The sequence below is a fragment of the Caballeronia sp. SL1002 genome, assembly GCF_057814995.1.
In genome coordinates, this window is sequence record NZ_JBYMUW010000005.1 from 1,149,288 (window position 1) to 1,172,574 (window position 23,287).

At 62.9% G+C, this 23,287-nt stretch carries 16 protein-coding genes; 3 read left to right on the forward strand and 13 right to left on the reverse strand.

Features of this window, described 5'->3' with window-relative positions:
- Positions 1 to 28: 28 nt before the first annotated feature.
- The 4 genes from fdhE to fdnG all read right to left on the reverse strand — a co-directional run bounded on the left by fdhE (position 29) and on the right by fdnG (position 5,825).
- Entirely contained in the window at positions 29 to 1,003 is a 975-nt protein-coding gene (fdhE, locus tag AC3D25_RS29505) for a formate dehydrogenase accessory protein FdhE (protein ID WP_488892013.1), read from the reverse strand.
- Between the two features lie 143 nt (positions 1,004 to 1,146).
- On the reverse strand, positions 1,147 to 1,827 hold the full coding sequence (locus AC3D25_RS29510) for a formate dehydrogenase subunit gamma (RefSeq protein WP_488892014.1): 681 nt from the start codon (positions 1,825 to 1,827) through the stop codon (positions 1,147 to 1,149).
- Positions 1,814 to 2,746, reverse strand: coding sequence for a formate dehydrogenase subunit beta (gene fdxH / locus AC3D25_RS29515; protein ID WP_488892015.1), 933 nt, complete (start codon positions 2,744 to 2,746; stop codon positions 1,814 to 1,816). The genes AC3D25_RS29510 and fdxH overlap by 14 nt, the downstream gene beginning before the upstream one ends.
- A 10-nt stretch (positions 2,747 to 2,756) precedes the next feature.
- Entirely contained in the window at positions 2,757 to 5,825 is a 3,069-nt protein-coding gene (gene fdnG / locus AC3D25_RS29520; RefSeq protein ID WP_488892016.1) for a formate dehydrogenase-N subunit alpha, read from the reverse strand.
- 236 nt (positions 5,826 to 6,061) lie between these two features.
- Here fdnG and AC3D25_RS29525 point away from each other — a divergent pair, with 236 nt between their 5' ends.
- Entirely contained in the window at positions 6,062 to 7,414 is a 1,353-nt protein-coding gene (locus tag AC3D25_RS29525; RefSeq protein ID WP_488892017.1) for a YihY/virulence factor BrkB family protein, read from the forward strand.
- A 311-nt stretch (positions 7,415 to 7,725) separates the two neighbouring features.
- Positions 7,726 to 8,904, forward strand: a complete 1,179-nt coding sequence (locus tag AC3D25_RS29530; protein WP_488892018.1) for a porin — start codon at positions 7,726 to 7,728, stop codon at positions 8,902 to 8,904.
- A 111-nt stretch (positions 8,905 to 9,015) separates the two neighbouring features.
- Here AC3D25_RS29530 and AC3D25_RS29535 read toward each other — a convergent pair whose 3' ends face one another.
- The 5 genes from AC3D25_RS29535 to AC3D25_RS29555 all read right to left on the reverse strand — a co-directional run bounded on the left by AC3D25_RS29535 (position 9,016) and on the right by AC3D25_RS29555 (position 14,542).
- Positions 9,016 to 9,894, reverse strand: coding sequence for a proteasome-type protease (locus tag AC3D25_RS29535; protein ID WP_488892019.1), 879 nt, complete (start codon positions 9,892 to 9,894; stop codon positions 9,016 to 9,018).
- A 161-nt stretch (positions 9,895 to 10,055) separates the two neighbouring features.
- Positions 10,056 to 10,853: a transglutaminase family protein gene (locus tag AC3D25_RS29540; RefSeq protein ID WP_488892020.1), complete on the reverse strand. Its 798-nt coding sequence runs from the start codon at positions 10,851 to 10,853 to the stop codon at positions 10,056 to 10,058.
- An 80-nt stretch (positions 10,854 to 10,933) separates the two neighbouring features.
- The gene (locus AC3D25_RS29545; protein WP_488892021.1) at positions 10,934 to 11,887 is read right to left on the reverse strand and encodes an alpha-E domain-containing protein; all 954 of its coding nucleotides are present in this window, start codon (positions 11,885 to 11,887) and stop codon (positions 10,934 to 10,936) included.
- 79 nt (positions 11,888 to 11,966) lie between these two features.
- Positions 11,967 to 13,373 carry a circularly permuted type 2 ATP-grasp protein gene (locus AC3D25_RS29550; RefSeq protein ID WP_488892022.1) on the reverse strand — a complete coding sequence of 469 codons (1,407 nt, stop codon included), beginning with the start codon at positions 13,371 to 13,373 and terminating at the stop codon, positions 11,967 to 11,969.
- Positions 13,374 to 13,807: 434 nt separating this feature from the next.
- A complete protein-coding gene (locus tag AC3D25_RS29555; protein ID WP_488892023.1) occupies positions 13,808 to 14,542 on the reverse strand; it encodes an SDR family oxidoreductase in 735 nt (244 codons plus the stop codon).
- Between the two features lie 121 nt (positions 14,543 to 14,663).
- On the opposite strand from AC3D25_RS29555, the gene AC3D25_RS29560 reads away from it, so the two are divergent.
- On the forward strand, positions 14,664 to 15,557 hold the full coding sequence (locus AC3D25_RS29560; protein ID WP_488892024.1) for a LysR family transcriptional regulator: 894 nt from the start codon (positions 14,664 to 14,666) through the stop codon (positions 15,555 to 15,557).
- A gap of 34 nt (positions 15,558 to 15,591) precedes the next feature.
- Here AC3D25_RS29560 and AC3D25_RS29565 read toward each other — a convergent pair whose 3' ends face one another.
- The 4 genes from AC3D25_RS29565 to AC3D25_RS29580 all read right to left on the reverse strand — a co-directional run bounded on the left by AC3D25_RS29565 (position 15,592) and on the right by AC3D25_RS29580 (position 23,145).
- The gene (locus AC3D25_RS29565; RefSeq protein WP_488892025.1) at positions 15,592 to 19,089 is read right to left on the reverse strand and encodes a response regulator; all 3,498 of its coding nucleotides are present in this window, start codon (positions 19,087 to 19,089) and stop codon (positions 15,592 to 15,594) included.
- 284 nt (positions 19,090 to 19,373) lie between these two features.
- A complete protein-coding gene (locus AC3D25_RS29570; protein WP_488892026.1) occupies positions 19,374 to 19,907 on the reverse strand; it encodes an HU family DNA-binding protein in 534 nt (177 codons plus the stop codon).
- A 191-nt stretch (positions 19,908 to 20,098) separates the two neighbouring features.
- Entirely contained in the window at positions 20,099 to 20,824 is a 726-nt protein-coding gene (locus AC3D25_RS29575) for an endonuclease/exonuclease/phosphatase family protein (RefSeq protein ID WP_488892027.1), read from the reverse strand.
- The gene (locus AC3D25_RS29580; RefSeq protein ID WP_488892028.1) at positions 20,821 to 23,145 is read right to left on the reverse strand and encodes a VTT domain-containing protein; all 2,325 of its coding nucleotides are present in this window, start codon (positions 23,143 to 23,145) and stop codon (positions 20,821 to 20,823) included. The genes AC3D25_RS29575 and AC3D25_RS29580 overlap by 4 nt, the downstream gene beginning before the upstream one ends.
- Positions 23,146 to 23,287 lie beyond the last annotated feature (142 nt).

Genomic DNA, 23,287 nt, shown 5'->3' on the forward strand with positions numbered 1-23,287 from the left:
CTCCTTGAAACCTGTCCGCACATTGCGCTCACTGCTGGCCGGACTGATCCGGCCAGAGCCACGGATGCGGCGACGCACGCCGATAGCCTTCCTCGCCCATCAGCAGATCGAGCGTCAGGCTCGCGAGGTCGTCGGCGAACGGCTCGAAATCGTAGGCCTTCGACTGATAACCGATCTTGCGATACGTCCGGCACTCGTCGCACGACTCGGCCTTCAGCGGCGCCTTGTTCGCTTCGGCGTCGCGCGCTTCCTGGCTTTCGTCGGCGTTGGCGTCGCCGATCGCGTGATACGCGATGCCCTTCGTGGAATCGCAATTCGTGCATTTCGCGCGGACCATGTGCCACTCGCTCGCGCACAGACCGCATTGCAGATAACGATAGCCGTCGTACACGCCGCCCACGCGCACGAGACTTCCGACCGGATGCGAGCCGCACACCGGGCAGAGTCCGGGTGTATCGATATACGCAACCTCGCGCTTGTCGATCTTGCTCGCCAGATCGGTCCACACCACTTGCAGCGCCGCCACGATGAACGGCGCGCTGGCGGTATCGACTTCCGCGAAACGTTGCGCGAAGATCGCGTCGGCCTGCGCGTCGAGTTGCTCCGCGTCGAGCGCGCGCAACTTGGCAATGAGCTCCGCGAGCGGCGGGGTCAGCGACCCGGCCGCTTCGATGGCGTCCAGGAGACGCAGCAACACGTCGCGCCACGCGGCGTCGCGCGCGCCGGAAAGCGCGGGAATGAGCGGCATCGAATGCTGTTGCGCACTCGCGATGAGTTCCGCGCTCGGCGGCGTCGCTGCGAAATTCGACAGCGTTGTCTGCTGTGCGTCGGCTAGCGCCGCCATCAGGCGCAGATAACCGCCGATAGGATTATTGTCCGCGAGTTCGCGCAGACGCGACGCGCGCGCCGCGAACACGGTGCCGCGCTCGGGCATGCGAAGTCGGGGAATTGCGGTGTGATCGATCGATTCGATCTCACCGGCTTCGAGAATACGTTGGACCACGTGTCCACCTCTGAAACGAAAGAGCCGCCGCCTCATCAGAAGGCGGCGGCCCGGCTTTGAAGCCTTGAACGGAATGTCCGGCGCGTGCGCCGGAGCACGCCTTATTTGCCGATGCTCATTTGCCGATGCTCATTTGCCGATGCTCATTTGCCGATGATTTCCTTGAACCAGCGCGGATGATGCTTGCGCGCCCAGCCGTAGGTCACGGTGCCGCGCGTCATCGCGCCGATCGAGCCTTTCACCCAGAGCGCCGCATAAATATGCACGACGATCCCGACCATCAGCACGAACGCCGTGAACGCATGAACGACCGCCGCCAGACGAATGATCTCGATTGGAAAATAGAACGAGAAATACTTCCGCCAGATCACGATTCCGCTTGCCAGCAAGAGGATCAAACAGGCGACCATCGTAAAGAATAGCAGCTTCTGTCCGGCGTTGTACTTGCCGATCTCGGGCAGCTTGTCTTCGCGATTGGCAAGCACATCGTCGATCTGTTTCATCCACTGGATGTCGCTCTTATCCAGATAATTGTGGTGCCAGAAACGCAGCGCCAGAATCAGGAACGAGAGAAACATCACGCAGCCGATGAACGGATGCAGGATGCGTGTCCACTGCCCGCCGCCGAGCACGAAGTACAGGAACGACATCGCCGGATGAAACATGGCGAGCCCGGACAACGCGAGCAGCACGAAGCTGATCGCGGTGATCCAGTGGTTGCTACGCTCGTTCGGGGTGTAGCGCTCGATCAGCGCATTGCCCTTCACGTCGCGGCGCAGGCCGGCTTCGTTGCCGGCCTCGTTACCTTCGTTAGCGTGCTTCATCGGAACGCTCCTTCGCGCGACGCGCTTCACTGGCCTCGTGTTGGGCTTCGAGTTCCTCTTCCTCCGTCACCTCGTTCGGACCGACACGCGTGTAATGGAAGAAGCCCGCGACCGCCGCCACCGCGATACCGGCAAGCGCCAGCGGCTTGGCGAGACCCTTCCACAGCGCGACCATCGGACTGATACGCGGATTCTTGGGCAGGCCGTGATAGAGCGTCGGCTTGTCGGCGTGATGCAGAACGTACATGACGTGCGTGCCGCCGACACCCGCCGGATCGTACAGACCGGCGTTCTCGAAACCGCGTTCCTTCAGGTCTTCGATCCGGTCCGACGCCTGCTGCTTCATGTCCTCTTTCGTGCCGAACATAATGGCGCCGGTCGGGCAGGTCTTGACGCAGGCCGGTTCCTGTCCGACCGCGACGCGATCCGAGCAGAGCGTGCACTTGTACGCGCGATTGTCCTGCTTCGAGATGCGCGGCACGTTGAACGGGCAACCCGTCACGCAGTAGCCGCAGCCGATGCAGTTTTCCTCGTGAAAATCGACGATGCCGTTCGTGTACTGCACGATCGCGCCCGGCGACGGACATGCCTTCAGACAGCCCGGGTCCTCGCAATGCATGCAGCCGTCCTTGCGGATCAGCCACTCCAGGTCGCCTTCGGTGTTCTCGTATTCCGAGAAGCGCATGACCGTCCAAGAATGCTCGGACAGGTCGCGCGGATTGTCGTACACGCCGGTGGTGTGGCCGACCTCGTCGCGCAGGTCGTTCCACTCCATGCAGGCCGTCTGGCAAGCCTTGCAGCCGATGCACTTCGAGACGTCGATCAGCTTCGCGACGGTTCCCGTCACAGGTTCGCGAACCTGCGGCGGCGGCGTGGTGGTCGCCGAAACGCGTTTGATATCCAGTGATTGCAGTGCCATCTCTTATCCCCTATGCCTTCTCGACCTTGACCAGGAACGACTTGAATTCCGGTGTCTGCGAATTCCCGTCGCCCACGGAAGGCGTCAGCGTATTGACGAGATAGCCGGGCTGCGTGAGCCCCTTGAAACCCCAATGCAATGGAAGTCCCACCGTCTGAACCTTCTTCCCTTCGATCATCAGCGGTTTGATCCGCTTCGTGACCACCGCCACCGCGACGATATGTCCGCGATTGGACGACACTTTGATCCGGTCGCCCGCCACCACGCCCACTTCCTTCGCCAGATCTTCGCCGATCTCCACGAACTGCTGCGGCTGCACGATCGCGTTCAAGCGCGCGTGCTTGGTCCAGTAGTGGAAATGCTCGGTGAGACGATACGTGGTTGCCGTATGCGGGAAATTCTCGTGCGTGCCGAAAGCCGCCCGGTCGTCCGGGAACACGCGTGCCGCCGGATTGCTGATGGCCTGCTTGTTGTTCGGATGCATCGGGTTATAGCCGAGCGGATTCTCGAACGGCTCGTAATGCTCGGGGAACGGGCCTTCCGCCATGCTGTCGCGGGCGAAGAAACGCGCCACGCCTTCCGGATTCATGATGAACGGATTCATGCCGTTTTCCGGTGGCTCGTCCACCTTGAAGTCGGGAATATCCGCACCTGTCCATGCCTTTCCGTTCCACGCGATCAGCTTGCGGGTCGGATCGAATGGCTTCCCGGCGACATCGCACGATGCACGGTTGTACAGAATGCGGCGGTTCGCCGGCCACGCCCACGCCCAGTTCAGCGTCTGGCCGATTCCGGTCGGGTCCGAGTTGTCGCGGCGGCCCATCTGGTTGCCGGCCTGCGTCCACGATCCACAGAAAATCCAGCAGCCCGATGCCGTCGATCCATCGTCGCGAAGTTGCGCGAAGCTCGCCAGTTGCTCGCCCTTCTTCGCGAGCACCTTGGTTTTGTCGGTCGGATCGGTGACATCGGCGAGCGCACGGCCGTTGAACTCCATCGCGAGTTCTTCGGGCGTCGGGCTTTCCGGGTCCGCATACGGCCAGCTCATCTTGACGATCGGGTCCGGGTAGACGCCGCCCTTTTCCTTGTACGCCTGACGAATGCGCAGCCAGAGCCCCGACATGATTTCGAGGTCGCTCTTCGCTTCCCCAGGCGGCTGCGCGCCTTGCCAGTGCCATTGCAGTACGCGGCTCGAACTCACGAGCGAGCCGCGCTCTTCCGCGAAACACGTGGTGGGCAGGCGGAACACTTCGGTCTGGATCTTCGAGGGATCGACGTCGTTGAACTCGCCGTGGTTCTTCCAGAACTCCGACGTTTCGGTCGCAAGCGGATCCATGATGACGAGCCACTTCAGCTTCGACAGCCCGAGGCCGATCTTCGACTTGTTCGGCGCGGCCGCGAGCGGGTTGAAACCCTGCGCGATGTAGCCGTTCATCTTGCCCTGCGCCATCAGCTCGAACACCTGGAGCATGTCGTAGGACTTGTCGAGTTTCGGCAGGAAATCAAAGCCGAAGTTGTTCTCGGCGGTGACGTTGTCGCCCCACCACGACTTCATGAAGCTCACATGGAACGCGCGATAGTTCTTCCAGTAGCTCAACTGGTTCGGCCGCAGCGGTTGCGTCGCGCGCTTCGTGATGTACGCCTCGTAGTCCTGCTCGGCCTGCATCGGCAATGTCATGTAGCCAGGCAGCAGGTTCGACATCAGCCCGAGGTCGGTGAGACCCTGGATGTTCGAGTGCCCGCGCAGCGCGTTCATGCCGCCGCCGGCGATACCGATATTGCCCAGCAGCAACTGCACCATCGCGCCGGTGCGGATGATCTGCGCGCCAACGGAATGGTGCGTCCAGCCGAGCGCGTACAGCACCGTGCCGGCGCGGCCGGGAACGGCGGTGGACGCGAGCATCTCGCACACCTTCAGGAATTTATCCTTCGGCGTGCCGCAGATTTTCTCGACCTGCTCGGGCGTATAGCGCGAGTAGTGCTGCTTCATCAGGTTGTAGACGCAGCGCGGATGCTGCAGCGTCGGGTCGACCTTGGCGAAACCGTCGTCGCCGCGTTCGTAATCCCACGACGATTTGTCGTAGCTGTGCTTCTCCGCGTTGTAGCCTGCATAAAGCCCGTCATTGAACGCGAAGTCTTCGCGGACGATGAACGAGAAGTCCGTGTAGTTACGCACGTACTCGTGCTGCACCTTGTCGTGGGTCAACAGATAGTTGATCACCCCGCCGAGGAACACGATGTCGGAGCCGGTCCGAATAGGCGCGTAATAGTCGGCCACGGAGGCCGTGCGCGTGAAACGCGGGTCCACGACGATCAGCCGCGCCTTGCGGTGCGCCTTCGCCTCGGTCACCCACTTGAATCCGCACGGGTGTGCTTCTGCGGCATTGCCGCCCATCACCAGAATAACGTCCGCGTTCTTGATGTCGACCCAATGGTTCGTCATCGCTCCACGGCCAAACGTCGGGGCAAGACCTGCCACCGTCGGGCCGTGTCAGACACGTGCTTGGTTATCGAATGCGAGCATGCCAAGACTACGGACAGTCTTGTGCGTCAAATAGCCGACTTCGTTGCTGCCCGCGGACGCCGCGAGCATGCCCGTGGTCAGCCAGCGGTTGACCTTCTTGCCGTCTTCCGTCGTCTCGACGAAATTGGCGTCGCGGTCTTCCTTCATCAGCTTGGCGATACGGTCGAGCGCGTCTTCCCACGAGATGCGCTTCCACTCGTCCGATCCGGCCGCGCGGTATTCCGGAAACTTCAGGCGGCTCGGGCTGTGGATGAAGTCGATCAGCGATGCACCCTTCGGGCACAACGTGCCGCGATTGACCGGATGATCGGGGTCGCCTTCGATATGGATGATGCTCGACTTCGCGTTCTTGGCGTTGTCGCCGAGACCGTACATCAGGATCCCGCAGCCTACCGAGCAGTAGGGGCAGGTATTGCGTGTTTCTGTAGTGCGCGACAGTTTGTACTGACGGACTTCAGCGAGCGCGGGGGCCGGCGAGAAGCCCATCAGGGCCAGACTCGATCCGGCGAGCGAACTCGCGGAGACCTTCAGGAACTGTCGCCGGGACATCTGCAACATGGGTCGCCTCGGCTGTAATGACATTGTGGGGTAACGCAATTATAAGGTTTTCGCCTGATTTTGCCCGGCGGCGGGCTTCTTCGGCGTACCGGTGGTTATCGGCGGCAAGGGGAGAATTCTTAAATATTTACATCATTCGTCACTTCCGGTGTGGGTCTGCCGTCAGTGGAACGGATCGTGCTCAATGACAGCAGGCTTTCATATCCCGCCCAATCACCAAGACGCAGAGGTCCGCGATGAGCACCCTTTCCACGCAAAAAATCCAGTCGGCAGTCAAGAAGGACGCCTCTTGGGTGGTCGGTGCGCTTAAGCAGTTCGGCCAGGACCGCTGCGCCGCGATGGCCGCGAGCATCGCCTTCTACTCGGCGTTTTCGCTCGCGCCAACGCTGGTCATGGTGATCGCGGTCGCCGGCTGGTTCTTCGGCGCGGAGGCCGCGCGCGGCCAGTTGTTCCATCAGGTCAACGGCATGCTCGGCGATCAGGCCGCGGCAAGCGTCCAGAGCATCGTGGAGAACGCGCACCGCAGCGGCGGCACGGGCATCGCGGCGATCATCTCGTTCGTTTTGCTCGCAGTCGGTGCATCGGCGACGTTTTCATCGCTGAATACGGCGTTGAATCTGGTCTGGCCGCTCACCGGCGATCAAAAATCCAGCGTCATGGCCATCGTCAGGGTCCGGCTGATCTCGTTCGGACTGGTGCTCGGCGTGGCGTTCCTGCTGATCGTCTCGCTCGTGCTCGACACGGCCATCCAGGCTGTCGGAACGTGGCTGTGGGGCAACTCGCCCTTCGTGGTGATCGGCGATCTGGTGCAACTGGGGGCCGGTCTGGTGATTCTCTCCGTGGCATTCGGCGCCTTGCTCAAATTTCTCCCCGACGCCACCGTGCAGTGGCGCGACGCGCTGGTCGGCGGGCTGGTCGCAGCCATTCTGTTTTCAGCGGGCAAGAAATTATTCGCGTTCTATCTGACGCACGCGGGCACGGCGAATTCGTTCGGCGCGGCCGGATCGCTTGCAGTGTTATTGATGTGGCTCTATTTCTCCGCCGCCGTTCTCCTGCTCGGCGCGGAATTTTCGGCGGCGCGCGCCCGGCTCCACGATCCGCGCGGCGCGTGGGGCGTGCAGAACGGCGGCAACGTGCCGCCGGGAAGCCGGGCGAAGATCGGCTCGATGCTCGCGTCGTCGACACTCGATTCCGTCGCGGCCAAAGCGCAGCGCACCGCCGATTCACCCGCGCTCTCCAAGCCGCGCGGGCCTTATGTGCCGCCGGGCGCGCGATCGTCGATCGGCGCGCGGGCCGAGCGCACGCAGCAATTGACCCAGAAGGCGCGCAAGAAGGTTTGGGCGCTGAACACGGCGCTTGCGCTGTCGGCGCGGGTCGCGCGGGCTGAGACGACGGCGACGCGGGCGACGGCGGTAGCGATGATCGGCGCGGGCCGCAAGGCATCGCAGGCCAACGAGATGGTGCACGAGCATCCGTGGCGCGCCGTGATGCTCGCGGCGGGCGCTGGACTCGCGCTCGCGCTGCTGCGCGGCCGCGATGCGCCTCGTGCCGCCAACGTTCAGCCCGCGAAGAACGAAACGGACGTCTGACCGGCGGCCACTCGGTCGGCAAAACAACACGCGCGGTGCCGATTGCATCTAAATTTGGAGGTAATCGGCAAGACAGGCATAGCTTTCGTTTCGCTTCACCAAGCATTTATGAGACGGCGCGGAACTTTTTTTGACCTGCTATGTCAGCCGGTTTGTTGCTATGAAACGACGCCAAACCCTTTACAGACGGGGCTTCATCGAAACTGTCTTTTTTTCGAGACACATTATTTTTTTCATTTCAGTAGTTCTGAGGCGCTGCGTTATTCTCTGCGCCGGCAACAACGATTTTAATCATTCGCGTGGAGAATTCGATGAAACGACTCGCACTGACGTCCCTCTCGCTGGCCTTGTTGGGCGCAGCTGGTGCAGCACAAGCACAATCCAGCGTGACCCTCTACGGCGTGATCGACGCCGGTTTCGGTTATGTCAGCAACGCTAACGCCGCTGGCGAACACCTCGTCGGCATGATCAACGGCAACCTGTCCGGCGACCGTTGGGGCCTGAAGGGTCAAGAAGACCTGGGCGGCGGTCTGAAGGCAATCTTCCAGTTGGAAAACGGCTTTGACGTCGGCACTGGCGCACTCGGCCAGGGCGGTCGCGAATTCGGCCGTCAGGCATTCGTCGGTTTGACCGGCGACGCTTGGGGTACGGTCACGGTCGGTCGTCAATACGACCCGCTGGTTGACATGGTCCAGGGCATCACGGGCGACAACTACTTCGGCTCGATCTTCGCGACGCCGGGCGACATCGACAACTACGACAACAGCCTCCGTGTTTCGAACGCTGTGAAGTACGTTTCGCCGAACTACGCTGGCTTCCAGTTCGAAGGCCTGTACGCGTTCAGCGGCCTGGCGGGCGCAACGGGTCAGGGTCAGACGTGGTCGGGTGCGGCAACGTACAACAACGGCCCGTTGGCTCTTGCTGCTGGTTACTTCTACGCGAACAACCCGACGAACGGCCGTCCGGTCGTGAACGCGACGACGGGCGATGTCGGCGGCTGGAACAGCACGACGTCGGACACGCTGTTCAACAGCCCGGTGAACCGCGGCTACCAATCGGCTCACGCGATCGGTATCGCTCGCGCGGCAGGTCAGTACGCATTCGGCCCGGTCACGGTCGGCGCGTCGTACAGCAACGCACAGTACAAGCATGACGGCAACACGTCGGTTGGCGGCGAGCACTTCAACGTCGGCACTGGCTTCGTGAACTTCCAGGCTACCCCGGCTCTGCTGGTTGGCGCTGGCTACACGTACATGAAGGCAGCAGGCGACACGTCGGCAACGTACCACCAAGCCAGCTTGGGCGCCGACTACTCGCTGTCGAAGCGCACGGACCTGTACGCACTTGCTGGTTACCAGCACGCAAGCGGCGACCAGCGTAACGCAGACGGTTCGGTGTCGAGCGCGCAAGCTTCGATCGGCTCGTACGGCTATGACAGCGGCAGCAGCCACCAGGAAATCGTGATCGTCGGTATCCGTCACAAGTTCTAAAGTCCGCTACGGCGCGCGGTTTAAAGCGCGCTGTTGCAGACGGGTGAAAAAAACCCGCCATCGGCTCAGCCGATGGCGGGTTTTTTATTTCGTACCGCTCAAATTCTGCGCTCAATGCTGCGTGCCGTTGCCCTCGTCGTTCTGCGCAAGCGTCTGCGCGGGCGCTTCGTCCGGTTCCGGGGCGATCGCGGCGGGCATGTCGCAGACATCGTTGCGCGGCACGGTCGGAACGAACTCGCGCTGACGCAGCGGGACATCGGCGGGATCGGTCCAGCCCGGGTTCGGAATCTCGCTGAAAATCTGACGCAGACGCTCGCCCCAGGTGCGATGGATCATCTGGTAGTACGCGTTGTCGTTGTCGATCGACGCGAAACGCGTGACGCGCAGCGAATCCTTCTCGTAGACGAGGAGGTCGAGCGGCAGTCCCACCGACAAATTCGAGCGCAGCGTCGAATCCATCGAGATCAGCGCGCACTTCGCGACTTCATCGAGCGGCGTGGCGGGTGTGATGACGCGATCGATGATCGGCTTGCCGTACTTCGATTCGCCGATCTGAAAATAAGGGCTCACGCGCGTCGATTCGACGAAGTTGCCCGCCGAATAGATCATGAACATGCGCGGCCCCTGCCCGCGGATCTGACCGCCGAGGATGAAGCTGCAGTTGAAGTCCACGCTGAATTCGGCGAGCGATTGCGCATCGCGGCGATGCACTTCACGCACCGCCTCGCCGACGATTCGCGCGGCTTCGGCCATGTTCGGGGCGTTGTAGAGCGAGGGCTTGTCGCTCTCGGCGGGTGCGGCCAGCAGTTGCATCACAGCCTGCGTCAGCGCGAGGTTGCCGGCGGCGAGCATCACGATGACGCGGTCGCCCGGCTCCTCGAAAACCGCCATCTTGCGCGCGGCGCTGACATGGTCCACACCGGCGTTGGTGCGCGTGTCGGACAGGAAAACCAGTCCTTCGTCCACACACATTCCCACGCAATAAGTCATTCTTCGATTCCAGAAAAAAAAGGCCAAGTCACCATTGTAGCGGCGCGGATCAGCGCGGATTTAAGTGCCGAATCGCGCGCGCCACATCTCACCCCTTCTTTTACGGCAATTTTTTGTCGCGGCTTGAGCAATGCGATGCGCATCCTCGGGCAAAAGACGCGTCATTGCTCGACTTGTGCGTTTACCGAAACTTCCACGCTCAGAATTTCTTCCTTTCCGCCCACTCGCGACCCGCGCACGGGCGCGGCCGCTTCGTAGTCGCGCCCAACTGCCAGCCGGCAGTATTTGCCGCTCGCGAACGCCGTGTGCGTGACATCCACCGATACCCAGCCGTGGTTTATCCAGACATCGACCCACGCGTGGCTCGCCGCGTGCGGGACGTCGCCCGGATCGACGTAGCCGCTCACGTAGCGCGCCGGAATACCGCGCGTGCGGCAGCAGGCGAGCAGCAAATGCGCGTGGTCCTGACAGACGCCATTGCCGAACGCGAGCGCCTCGGCGGCCGTGCTCGTCACCTCGGTCACGCCGGGCAGATAGTTCACGCGCGACTCGATATGCTCCGCCAGCGCGATCAGCGAGGCCGGCGAATCGAGCACCGGCACGCTGTGGGCGAGTTCGCGCACAGCGGGATCGGCTTCGGTCAGGGTCGTGGCGCACGTGTAGTGTTCGAGCGGAATGCGGCCGGCGTCGGCGTCCAGGCGGCCATCTGCAAGCTCAGTCGTTTCGATCTGGCCCGAGACGGACAGATGAATCGTGTCGTGCGGTTTTGTCAGCACCAGCGTGTGCAGCGTGTTGCCGTACGCGTCGCGCGTGACGTCGAGCTTGCCCGGCGTGGCGACATGCCAGCGCCGCACGAGTTGCGTCTCGCCGTTCGAGGGCGTGAGGCGCAGCTGCTGGATCGTGTACTGCACCGGCGACGCGTAGCGGTAAGTCGTGTCGTGGCGGATGGTCAGCAGCATGATGCGTCCTTGTCGGTTTTGCCACGGTTCTTGCCACGGTTTTGCCACGGTTCTTGCCACGGTTTTTGCCACAATCGGCGTCAGGAGGTCGGCAACATCAGATAGGTTTGCATGACGCGTCCGCCGAGTTCGTCGACGCGCTTCAGGAATTGCGTCAGATACGCGTGCACGCCGGTTTCGAGAATTTGCCGGATATCCGCGTACAGCACGTCCGCGCGCAGTTTCCCGGCGAACCGCTCGCACTCGTTCGACCCGCTCGTGCGCAGTTGCACCAGCGTCTCGCAGACGCCGTCCAGCGACGCGAGCAGCGAACGCGGCATCTGCGCGTTCAGAATCAGCAACTCGACGACGCGCGACGGCGTCACCACATCGCGATACACCTTGCGGTAGATTTCGAGCGCGGAAACCGAACTCAGGATCGAGGTCCAATAGTAGAAATCTTCGAGCTGGCGCGCGGCTTCGCGCGAATTCGGCTCCGCGTCGGCGAAACGAACGTCGAGAATGCGCGCCGTGTTGTCCGCGCGCTCCAGATACGTGCCGAGTTGCATGAAGTAGAACGCGTCGTCCTTGAGCGCCGTGCCGACCATCACGCCGCGGCACAGATTCGAGCGGTATTTGACCCATTCGAACAGCGTGTCCGGGCTGGATTCGAGTTCGCCCTTCGCCAGCCGCTCGTTGAAATCGAGCCAAGTGTAGTTGATCGTCTCCCAGCCTTCGGTCGTCAATGTGCCGCGCACGGCGCGCGCGTTTTCGCGGGTCGCCTGCAGGCACGCGATGATGCTCGACGAGTTGTCTGCGTCGGCGACCAGAAAATGCATCACGTCCTCATGCGATTCCGAGCCGGGATGCCGCTCGGCGAAACTCGCCTCCAGTTCCGAGATACGCAGGACAGAACGCTGCGCGCGGGCCGACTGCTCGGGCGTCTGCGGCAGCAGCAGGCCTTTCAGGTTGATGTCCAGCATGCGCGCGGTGTTTTCAGCGCGCTCCATGTAGCGGGCCATCCAGAACAGATGATCGGCGGTACGACTCAGCATGATGGCGTTCCGTTTCCGTTTGAAAGCGCGCGGGCGTCGCGTCCGGCGCGCCCGGGTTGCATGACCCGCGATCGACCCGCTAATCGACCATCCAGGTGTCCTTGGTGCCGCCGCCCTGCGACGAATTCACCACCAGCGAGCCTTCTTTCAGCGCGACGCGCGTGAGTCCGCCCGCCGCCATCGTGACTTCGCGGCCGGACAGCACGAACGGCCGCAAATCGATATGGCGCGGCGCGATGCCTGCTTCCACGAAAGTCGGACACGCGGACAGCGCGAGCGTCGGCTGGGCGATGTAGCCGTGCGGCCGCGCGATCAGCCGCTCGCGGAACGACTCGATTTCCTCATGCGTGGACGCCGGGCCGACCAGCATCCCGTAGCCGCCCGCGCCATGCACTTCCTTCACCACGAGTTCCGACAGATTCGCGAGCGTGTAGGCGAGGTCGTCGGCACGGCGGCACTGGAAGGTCGGCACGTTGTTCAGGATCGGCTTTTCGCCGAGATAAAACTCGATCATGTCCGGCACGAACGGATAGATCGATTTGTCGTCGGCGATACCGGTGCCCATCGCGTTCGCCAGCGCCACGCGGCCGGCGCGGTAGGAGGTGAGCAGACCCGGCACGCCGAGCGCCGAATCGGCACGAAACGCGAGCGGATCGAGAAAGTCGTCGTCGAGACGCCGGTAGATCACGTCCACGCGCTTCGGCCCCTGCGTCGTGCGCATGAACACGTAGTTTTCATCGACGAACAAATCCTTGCCCTCCACCAGTTCGACGCCCATCTGCTGCGCGAGGAACGAGTGCTCGAAGTACGCGGAGTTGTACATGCCGGGCGTGAGCACGACCACCACCGGGTCGTCCACGCCTTCCGGCGCGATCGAGCGCAGCGTTTCGAGCAGCAGATCGGGATAGTGCGCGACGGGCGCGACGCGGTTCTGCACGAACAGATCGGGGAAGAGCCGCATCATCATCTTGCGGTTTTCCAGCATGTACGAGACGCCCGACGGCACGCGCAGATTGTCTTCGAGCACGTAGAACTCGCCTTCGTCGCCGGCGCGCACGACATCCACGCCCGCGACGTGCGCGTAGACGTCGAGCGGCACGCGCACGCCCTGCATTTCCGGCCGGTATTGCGCGTTCGTGTAGACCTGTTCGGCGGGAATGCGGCCCGCGCGCACGATATCGTGGTCGTGATAAATGTCGTGGATGAACAGGTTGAGCGCCCGCACGCGCTGCCGCAGACCGGCTTCGAGCTTGCGCCATTCATCGCCGGGGATGATGCGCGGAATCATGTCGAAGGGAATCAGCCGCTCGGTGCCGGAAAGGTCGCCGTTCACGGCAAACGTAATGCCGACGCGGCGGAACAGGAGGTCGGCCTCGGCCCGTTTGCGCGCGATGGTTTCCTCGCTCTGCGCCGAGAGCCAGCGGGAAAAGCGTGCGTAATGCGGCCGCACGGATTCGGCGTGACGCATTTCATCGTAGATCTGCATCGTGTGCGTCCTTTTTGAGCGCGGCACGGTGCCGCTCGCGCAATGGCTGTTCGACGCGTTCGTTTTCGATCAGTCTTTACGATAAAGCAAAGGATGTGCCATTTTTCGTCATGCGGTAAGCAGCGCCAAACGAGGACGAGGCGCTCCTCAGCGCCTCAACGAAGTGCATCGTGCGAGCGCGAAGGCCGCGCGATGTCGCCGCCTGGAGATGTGCCGCGCCAGTTTGGTGCGCTGACCCATTCTGGCGACGACCTTTGCGCCGCAACGGGTCCGAATACCGTCTGATAGTACGCCCGCGCGGTGTATATCGGGAGCGCCGAATGGAAGCGCAAGGCGGCTTTGCATCGGATTCAGCGCGTCGATTTTCATGCCGCGCTGGTTCCCGCAGCAATGCACCGCGCCAGCGACACCGCGCCTGGCCGACAACCGGAGCCTCAAGCCAGCCCCCCATTCGCGCGCAGAATCTGCCCATTGACCCACCCCGCGTCCGCGCCAACCAGCATCGCAACCACGCGCGCGATATCGTCCGGTTGCCCGAGCCGTTGCAACGGCGGCATGTTGGCGAAGGTCTTGATCTGTTCCTCGGTCTTGCCGTCGAGAAAGAGCGAAGTCGCGACCGGACCCGGCGCCACTGCGTTCACCGTGATGCCGCGCCCGCGCAATTCCTTCGCGAAAACGTGCGTGAACGCTTCGACGGACGCTTTCGTCGCGTTGTAGATCGCGTAGCCCGGCATGTTCAGCGCGAGCGTCGTGCTGGAGAAATTGACGATCCGCCCGCCGTCGTTCATCCGCGTCGCCGCTTCGCGCAGCGTGTTGAAGGTACCGCGCACGTTGATGCCGAAGGTCTGATCGTAGAGTGCGTCGCTCGTGTCCGCGAGCGGCAGCGTCTTCAAAACGCCCGCGTTGTTCACGAGCACATCGACGCGGCCGAGTTGCGTTTCGGTTGCATCGAATAGCGCGCGCACGTCGTCGGCGTTCGCGACGTCGGCCTTCACCGCGATGGCCGCCGCGCCGCCCGCCTTGAGTTGCGCGACAAGCGCGTCCGCTTCCTTCGAACTCGACGCGTAGTTGACGACGACCGCGAATCCATCGGCGGCGAGCCGTTGCGCGATCGCCGCGCCGATTCCGCGCGACGCACCCGTGACGATGGCGACTTTGGCGTTGTTCATGTTTCATGTCCTCGAAAGTTAGCTGATGACATGAATCATCGATCATTCCAAACCGAAGATCATTACCCTAGAATCGCCATCATCGTTCCATTCACTTTAACAATCTCACCGGACGGCGCGTATGGACCGGTTTCAGGAAATGCAGGTATTCGTGCGAATCGCGGAACGGCGCAGTTTCACGCAAGCCGCCGACGACCTTCAAATGCCGCGCGCCACCGTCACGAATCTGCTCAAACGCATGGAGATAAGGCTCGGCGCGCGGCTGGTCGAGCGCACGACGCGCAGCGTCCGGCTCACGCACGACGGCGAGGCGTATTACCGCCGCTGCGTGCGGCTGATCGCGGATATGGAGGAAGCGGAGGGATCGTTTCGCCACGCCGCGCCGAAAGGACTGCTGCGCGTGAATCTGCAAGGCACGCTCGCGCGGCATTTCGTGGTGCCCGCGCTGCCGGATTTTCTGCGGCGGTTTCCGGAGATCGAAGTGCATATCGGCGAAGACGACCGGCTCGTCGATCTCGTGCGCGAAGGCGTCGATTGCGTGCTGCGAGCCGGCACGCTGCAGGATTCGTCGATGATCGGGCGGCGCGTCGCGCTGATGGAACAGGTGACGGTGGCGAGTCCCGCGTATCTCGCGGCGCATGGCGAGCCGCGCGATCTCGAAACGCTTAGCAAGCATCGCGCGGTGAACTACGTGTCGAGCGGCAGCGGGCGCGCGTTGCCGCTCGACTTCATGGTGGATGGCGTGGAAACCGCGCTATATCTCGGCGGCGACATCTCCGTGACCGGCGCGGAGTTGTACACGGGCGCGGCGGTCGCGGGCCTGGGAATCGTGCAGGTGCCGCGTTATCGCGTGCGTGAAGAAATCGCCGATGGCCGTCTGCAAGTCCTGTTGCCCGACTTTCCCCCGCCGCCGATGCCGGTTTCGGTGCTGTATCCGCAGAACCGGCAGTTGTCGTCGCGGGTGCGGGTGTTCGCGCAGTGGCTGCGCGAGATTTTCGCGGCGGCGCCTCTATAAGGCTTAGCAGGCTTTCATGCCGCCGCGGTGAACCTCAAGTCCGAATCCGCTCCATGTTCGGCATCCAGACGCGCAGCAGCGAGTACAGGCGGTCGAGATCGATAGGCTTCGCCAGATAATCGGTACAGCCCGCTTTCAGGCACTGCTCCTGATCGTCCTTCATCGCCTTCGCCGTGATCGCGATAATCGGCAGCTTCGTAAAACGCGCATCCGTGCGGATCCGGCGCGTCGCCTCCAGCCCGTCCATGCCGGGCATCATCACGTCCATCAGCACGAGGTCGATATCGTCCACGTCGTCGAGTTTCGCGATCGCCTCGAAACCGTTGCGCGCGATTTCCACCACGACGCCCTTGTGTTCCAGCGCGCTGCTGAGCGAAAAGATATTGCGGATGTCGTCGTCCACGAGCAGGATGCGCCGCCCTTCGAACGCGCGGTCGCGGCTGCGCGCGGTATCGAGCATGCGCTGACGTTCGCTCGACAAATCCGACTCCACCTTGTGCAGGAACAGCGTCACTTCATCGAGCAGACGTTCCGGCGAACGCGCGCCCTTGATGATGATCGAGCGCGAATACTTCAGCAGTTCGCTTTCCTCGTCGTGCGTGAGATTGCGCCCGGTATACACGATCACCGGCGGAAACGAGCACATGTTCTCGCCCGACATGCGCTTGAGCAACTCGCCGCCCTGCATGTCGGGCAGCTTCAGGTCGATGATCATGCAGTCGAAAATGGTCGTGCGCAGATGGCCGAGCGCTTCTTCGCCGAACTCCACGGCGGTGATTTCGATATCGTCGTCGCCGATCAGGTGCACGATGCTCTCGCGCTGACGCGCGTCGTCTTCCACGAGCAGCACGCGCTTCACCTTCTGCGTGAACTTGTCCTCCAGCTTGTGGAAGACGCGGCGAAGCTCGTCGTGCGTCGTCGGCTTGACCGCGTAACCGATTGCGCCGAGATGCAGCGCCGTCTCGCTCCGTTCGTCCGCCGACACCACATGCACCGGAATGTGCCGCGTTTCGCGGCCTTCCTTCAACTGCTGAAGCACGATCAGGCCCGAGCGGTCCGGCAGGCGAATGTCGAGCAGGATCGCGTCCGGCAGATGGCGTGCCGCGAGCAGCAGCCCTTCCGACGCCGTCTGCGCGACGAGACAGCGGTACTGCATCTCGTGTGCGAGGTCATAGAGAATGCGCGCGAAGTCCGGCTCGTCCTCGATCACGAGCACCGTGCGGCGCGGCGCACCCGATTCGACGCGTTCGTTGCGGTCGTCGTCGAATGCGGGCATTTCCGGCAATCCTGACGACTCGGGCGACGCGACCGGCGGCGGCAAGCCGACGCGCGCGACACCGGCGGGCAGCGGCTGCGAAGCGAGCGGCTCTGCGTCGGCGGGCAGCGCGTTATCCGGATGATGCGGCATCGTCAGCGTGAACGTGCTGCCCTGTCCCGGCATGCTGTTCACTTCGAGCGTGCCGCCGAGCAGGCGGGCGAGATCGCGCGAGATCGACAGGCCGAGGCCCGTGCCGCCGTAGCGCCGGCTGGTCGTGCCATCGGCCTGATGGAATGCCTCGAAGATCGCCTCTTGCTGTTCCGGCGCAATGCCGATGCCCGAATCGCTCACCGCGAAACGCACGCCGCCGCCCGGCGCGTGGCCAAGCCGCAGCGCGACCGTGCCTTGATCGGTGAACTTGATTGCGTTCGAAAGCAGGTTCTTGAGAATCTGTTCGAGACGGCGCCAGTCGGTGTGGATCGCGGGCGTCGCGTCCGCCGCGATGGTCACATCGAAGCCGAGCGCCTTCTGCTGCGCGAGCTGCTCGAACGTGCGCTTGAGCGACTCGACGAGCCGATGCAGCGGAACGTCTTCGTGGACGAGTTCGAGCTTGCCTGCCTCGACCTTCGAGATGTCGAGAATATCGTTGATCAGATTCAGCAGGTCGTTGCCGGCCGAATAAATGGTCTGCGCGTATTTGATCTGCTCGGTGCTGAGGTTGCCCGTCGAATTCTCCGACAACAGCTTGGCGAGAATCAGCGAACTGTTCAGTGGCGTGCGCAATTCGTGCGACATGTTCGCGAGGAACTCGGACTTGTAGCGGCTCGCGCGCTGGAGATCGGCGGCGCGCTGTTCGAGTTCGCCACGCGCTTCCATCAGCGCGTCGTTACGCTGATCGAGCGTCGCGGCCTGATGCGTCAACTGCTCGTTGATCGTTTCGAGTTCGGCTTTCTGGCTGCCGAGCGACAGTTGCGATTCCTCGAGCGCCGCCGTCTGCTCTTCGAGTTCCTCGTTCGCGGTGCGCAGTTCTTCCTGCTGCACCTGCATTTCCTCGTTCAGTTGCTGCGTTTCCGCGAGCATGTCCTGCAGGCGTTCGCGATACAGCGCCGCCTCGACCGATGCGCCGAGATTGCCCGCGATCAGCGTAAGAAATTCGAGGTCGCGCGGCGCAACCTCGCGCATCAAGCCAACTTCGATCACGCCGTTCACCACGCCTTCATTCTCGATCGGCGCCATTACCACGTTGCGTGGCGAACCGTCGCCGAGACCCGACGCCACTTTCAGATAATTAGCGGGAACGTCGCTCAACTGGATCACGCGGCGCGACGCCGCGGTCTGGCCCACGAGCGTTTCCGCGCCCTGAAACGACTGCTGCGCCATTTCGCTTTCACGGCTAAAACCGTAGGACGCCACGCGCCGCAGCGTGCCGCTTTCGTCGCGAACGTAGAGCGCCGCCACCGGCACGTCGATATAGCCGGCGATGAAATCGAGCATCGCGTGGCCGAGCACCGGTAACGCGAGTTGTCCCGTTGCGCGCTCGGCGAGCCGGGTCTGGCCGGTGCGCAGCCACGCCTGGCCGTGCAGGATCTCGGTTTGTTGCGCCTGCGTTTCGAGCGCGTCGTCGTAGGTCTTCGAGAGATTCGTCAGTTCGCGACGACCGAGAAACGCAAGCAGCGCGCTGAGTGACAGGCTGAGCGTCAGGAAAATCGCGACCGCCGCCGTGGTCAGCGTGCGGGCGAAGTCGGCACGCTGCTGGCGTAAGCGCAATTCGATGTCCATGAAAGCGTCGAAAACCCGGCGCGTTTCGTCGAATTCGAGCTTGCCCTGCCCGCTTTTGATAATCGACTCGTAGTCGCCCTGCGCGCGTTTGAGGTTGATCGTCGTGTCTGCGAACCGGTCCCATTGACGCTGCAACGCCCGAATCTGCTCAAGGCGTTCCACTTGCGGCGGGTTGTCGCTGACCAGCTTCATCAGCGAAGTAATCTGGCCGTCGAAGCGCGCGCGTCCCAATTGATACGGCGCGAGAAAGTCCTCGTCGCCGGTGATCAGAAAACCGCGCATGCCCGTTTCACGATCGACGGCCAGTTTCGCGAGATCGTTCGCGTCGCCGATCACCCGCTCCGAATGCTCGACCCAGCTCATCGCGCTCAGCAGATACAGAATCAACGCGACGAAAACGGCGGCGGTCGCCAGTCCGACGCCGAGCGGCAGCGCGACATTGCGGCGAAGGATGCGGCGGAAACTGCTTTGATCGACGGCGGATGGCGCGGGCATTGTTCTCTCTCTCTCTTGTTTGAATGCATGCGGTGGCGAGCGGCTTTTAAAGAGCAACGCGGTCCGCCTGCGGCCCGTCGTGCGGGCGAGGAATGATACAACTTCGCCACAAAAAACGCCGCAGCGATTGCCTGATTTCAAGGCACGGTGTGGGCGCGACGCGTCAAAACGCGCTCCGCCGCGCCGATAAAAAAAAGCCAGTCCCTCGATGGAACTGGCTTTTTTCCGGCGGCGTACCGGTGAAACCGACGCGCCGCGCGTCAATGCAGGACGTACCTTGCGACTTAAGCTGCCGCGTCTTTCAGCTTCTTCAGCGGACGCGCCTTGATACGCACGCTAGCCGGCTTGGCCGGGAACCAGCGCTCTTCGCCCGAGAACGGGTCCTTGCCGAAGCGGCGCTTCTTCGCCGGGACGGTTTGAGCCGAAATCTTCAACAGGCCCGACAGCGTGAATTCGCCCGCGCCCTTCTTGTGGACGGCGCCGAGGATCGTGTCTTCGAGTGCCGACAACACGGCCTTCACAGCTTTCAGGTCGACCGTTGCGCGATCCGACAGATGGGCCGCGAGCGACGCCTTCGTGAACGTGTCCTTGATCGGCGACAGCACGCCCGCTGCCTTCGCTGCGACCTTCTTCGCGGCGGCAGGTTGCTTCGCGGCTACTTTCTTCGCGACGACCTTCTTTGCTGCGACCTTCTTCGCGGGTGCGACGGCAGCCTTGGTGGCTACTTTCGTGGCGGTCTTGGGAGCAGCTTTCGGTGCGGCCTTCGATGCGGCTTTCGGTGCAGCTTTCTTAGCGGCGGTTTTTGCGGAAGTCGGCATGTTTCTCCTACCTGTTGTGGTCAGTTTTTTTTGAATACCCGCGCAAATGCTCGTGTATCAACGCCGGATTCTACAAGCGCCACAACGCTTCGTGCGAGTCTTTTGCATTTTTATACCGCTTTTACAGGGGTTTTCTGGATGCCGATGTGCAAAACACCTGTCTCGAAGGCACATTTGGATAAAAGCGCATCTCAACCACGCGCTGCATGAGCGATGTGCGCGATGAGCGGATAGTGATCCGACGCGACACGCGCGAGCGCGCTGCGATGCGCTTCGACCTTCACGAGACGCTCGCCCGGATGCACCCAGATACGGTCGAGCGCGAAGAGCGGATAACGCGTCGGAAAGGTGCGCGGCGAACGCGCGCGATAGAAATGATCGACGAGACGGCGCAGCGTGCGGCCATAGACGAACCACTCGTTCAGATCGCCGAGCAGGATCACCGGCATGGCGGGTGTATCGAAACGGCGCAGCACCTGATCGACTTGCGCGCGGCGTTCGCTCGACGCAAGACCCAGATGGGTCGCGACCACGCGCCAGACTTCGCCGCCGCAATCGATGTCGGCATCCAGCGCGCCGCGCGGCTCGCGGCTTCGGAACGACAGGTCGAGCGTGCGTACCGCGCGCACCGGAAAGCGCGTCAGCACGGCGTTGCCGTAACGGCGTTCGGCGGTATCGAGCGTCGGCCCTTCGACCGCGTTCAAGCCTGTCATTCGCTGCAAGGTTTCGAGCACGTTCGGCGCGCCGCTGCCGCCGAGCGGCACTTCCTGAAGCGCAAAAATATCGGCGTCGATTTCCGCGAGCACGTTCGCGATCCGTTCCGGCGCGAGCTTGCCGTCCGTTCCCACTGCGCCGTGTACGTTGTAGGTCGCGATCTTCAGCGGCTCGCTCGTCCGCTCGTTCATCCGCTCGTTCATCCGCTCACCTCGTCGGTCGGGCGCGAACTCGGGGCGGATTCGTGCCGCGATCCGGCGACTTCGTTCGTCTCTCGATAACTCGCGGCGCGCACGGCTTCATCGCGTGCCTGCGCTTTTTCTTCCTCGGTGGCGGTACCTTCGGCGTTCGCGTCGCCGCGTCCGAGAAAGCGCTGCAGCAACAGCGAAACGCACACCAGCGCCACGCCGATGCCGATCAGAATCGCGAACGATCCCGCCGTCGGATGCCGCAGCGACGCCACCAGCTGATGCGCGAACGCGACGGTCAGCAAGATGCCCGGCCCCATGCCGATCAGCGTGCCGAGCATGAAGTCGCGCATCCGGATATGCGAGGCGCCCGCGACGAGATTGACGATGGTGAACGGCGCGACCGGCAAGATCCGCAGGATCACGACCGCGACGATCCCGCGCTTCGCCACTCGCTCCGATAGCTTGTTGACGCGCGCGCCCGCCATGCGGCGCACGACATCGCGGCCGAGCCAATTGCCGAGCAGATACGTCACCGCCGCCGCCGCCATCGTGCCGGCGAGCGCGTAGACGCTGCCCCAGCCGCCGCCGAACGCGAGGCCCGTGGTCGCGATCAGAAGCGTGATCGGGATCGAGATGAGCGCTGCCGCGACGTAACACAGCACGATCCAGAGCGGCGCGAACGGCAACGCTTCGATGCGGCGCGTGGCGTGCGTGAGCGCCGCGAGATTGAGATAGTCGCCGAGCGGCGTCCAGTGCCAGGCCGCCGCGAAACCGACGATCAGAAACGCGAGCACGCCCAAAAGCGCGAATCGTCCGATCAGCGGTTTCGCCTTTTCCGCCGGCACGAAACGCCCGACGAGTTCATCCGGTGCGACCGGCGTTTCCGGGTCGATGAGGGCTTCCGCCGGAATCAGGCGGTCGAGATCGGGCGACACGGCGGGCTGCAGGTCGATCAGCGTCCGATGCGCCGCCGCATCTTTTTGCAACGCGGCGATAGCGTGGTTCATGCCGCCGCGATCGCTCGCGTCGGCGACCGTCGCGGGATCACAGCCGAGATGTTCGCCGAGCAGCGTGTTGCGCATGCGCCTCAGCGCCTCGCGAATACGAGCGTCGCCAGCCGCTTGAATGGCGATATTGCATTCGGTGTCGAGCACCATCGACCGGTTGTTGAGATTCGCCGATCCGACCAGCAGCAGTTCGTCATCGACGATCATCAGCTTGCTGTGGACGTTCACGCAGCCATCGGCGAGACCCGGCACGCTCGGCGACATGATGCGGTAGCGCCCGTGCCGGTCCGCCGCCGACAGCAGCGCGTGCAGCCGCGCGCGCAGCACGCCCATCGTCACTTCCTGCAGCCAGCCGCTCTGGTTTTGCGGCACGACGATCGCCACATCCGGGCCGTCCGGTTTCGCAAGCGTCTCGCGAAGCGCCGAACCGATCGAACCGGCGGTCAGATACTGGTTCTCGATATAGATGCTGCGCTTCGCGCGCGCAATCGCATCCAGGTATTGCGCGCGGATTTGCTGCACTGCGGGGCGGCCATCGAACGCGGGTTCGGTGAGTGAAATCGCGATATCGACATTCTCGATATCGACCGCGCGCGAAGGCGGCCACGGATCGCGCTCCGTAACGGCGCGGTGCGAGCGAATCGCGAAACGCCGGCCGCACGCGCGCTGCCAGCGCTCGCGCGCAAGCAGGCCGATTTCGCGCGCGGCATCGCCGTCGAACAGAGTATGGACGTCGTGAAAAGGCTGGTACGGCGTGTCGTTCGCATCGCGGCGCAGTGGATTTTTCGCGGCGTGCTCGGGCGTGTCCCAGCGCGAGCGCGTGAGATCGAGTCCACCGACGAACGCGATTTTGTCGTCGATCACCACGATTTTTTGATGATGCGACCCGCCGAGCGGATGCTTGTCGTCCATCTGAAACGCGATCCGCCGATGCGTGCGCCAGCCCATCTTGTACACCGGCAGCCATTCGCGCTCGAACGCGTACAGCATCGCGAAATCCCACGCGAGAATATAAATGCGCAACCGTGGGCGCGACGCCGCGACTTCGTGCAGGAAGTCGCCGAGCGCCTCGGCATATCCGTCGTCGTTGCCTTCCGGCGTCAGCTTCATGCGGCTGTCGATATCCCAGCCGAGAATGAACACCGTGCGTTCCGCGCGCGTGATCGCATCGCGCAGCACGCGAAAATAATCCGAACCGTCGATCAAGAGACTGAACCGTTTCGCGTGCCGGACGCTCGCGCAATTGCGGCCGGGATCGAAGAATGATTCGGGCGACGGCGCGCTTGGCTCGGTGTCGCCAGGAAGATCGGACGGAGTGTTTTGCATCGCGATACTTTTGCAAGCTGCGTGCCCGCTTGATGCAAAGCAGCACGCGACTGAAACTGCCCGCAGACGCCGCGCGAGAACCGTACCGGAGATCATTTTTCAATGTGTATCGGTACTGTACAGAGCACAGTTTGTAGACTGG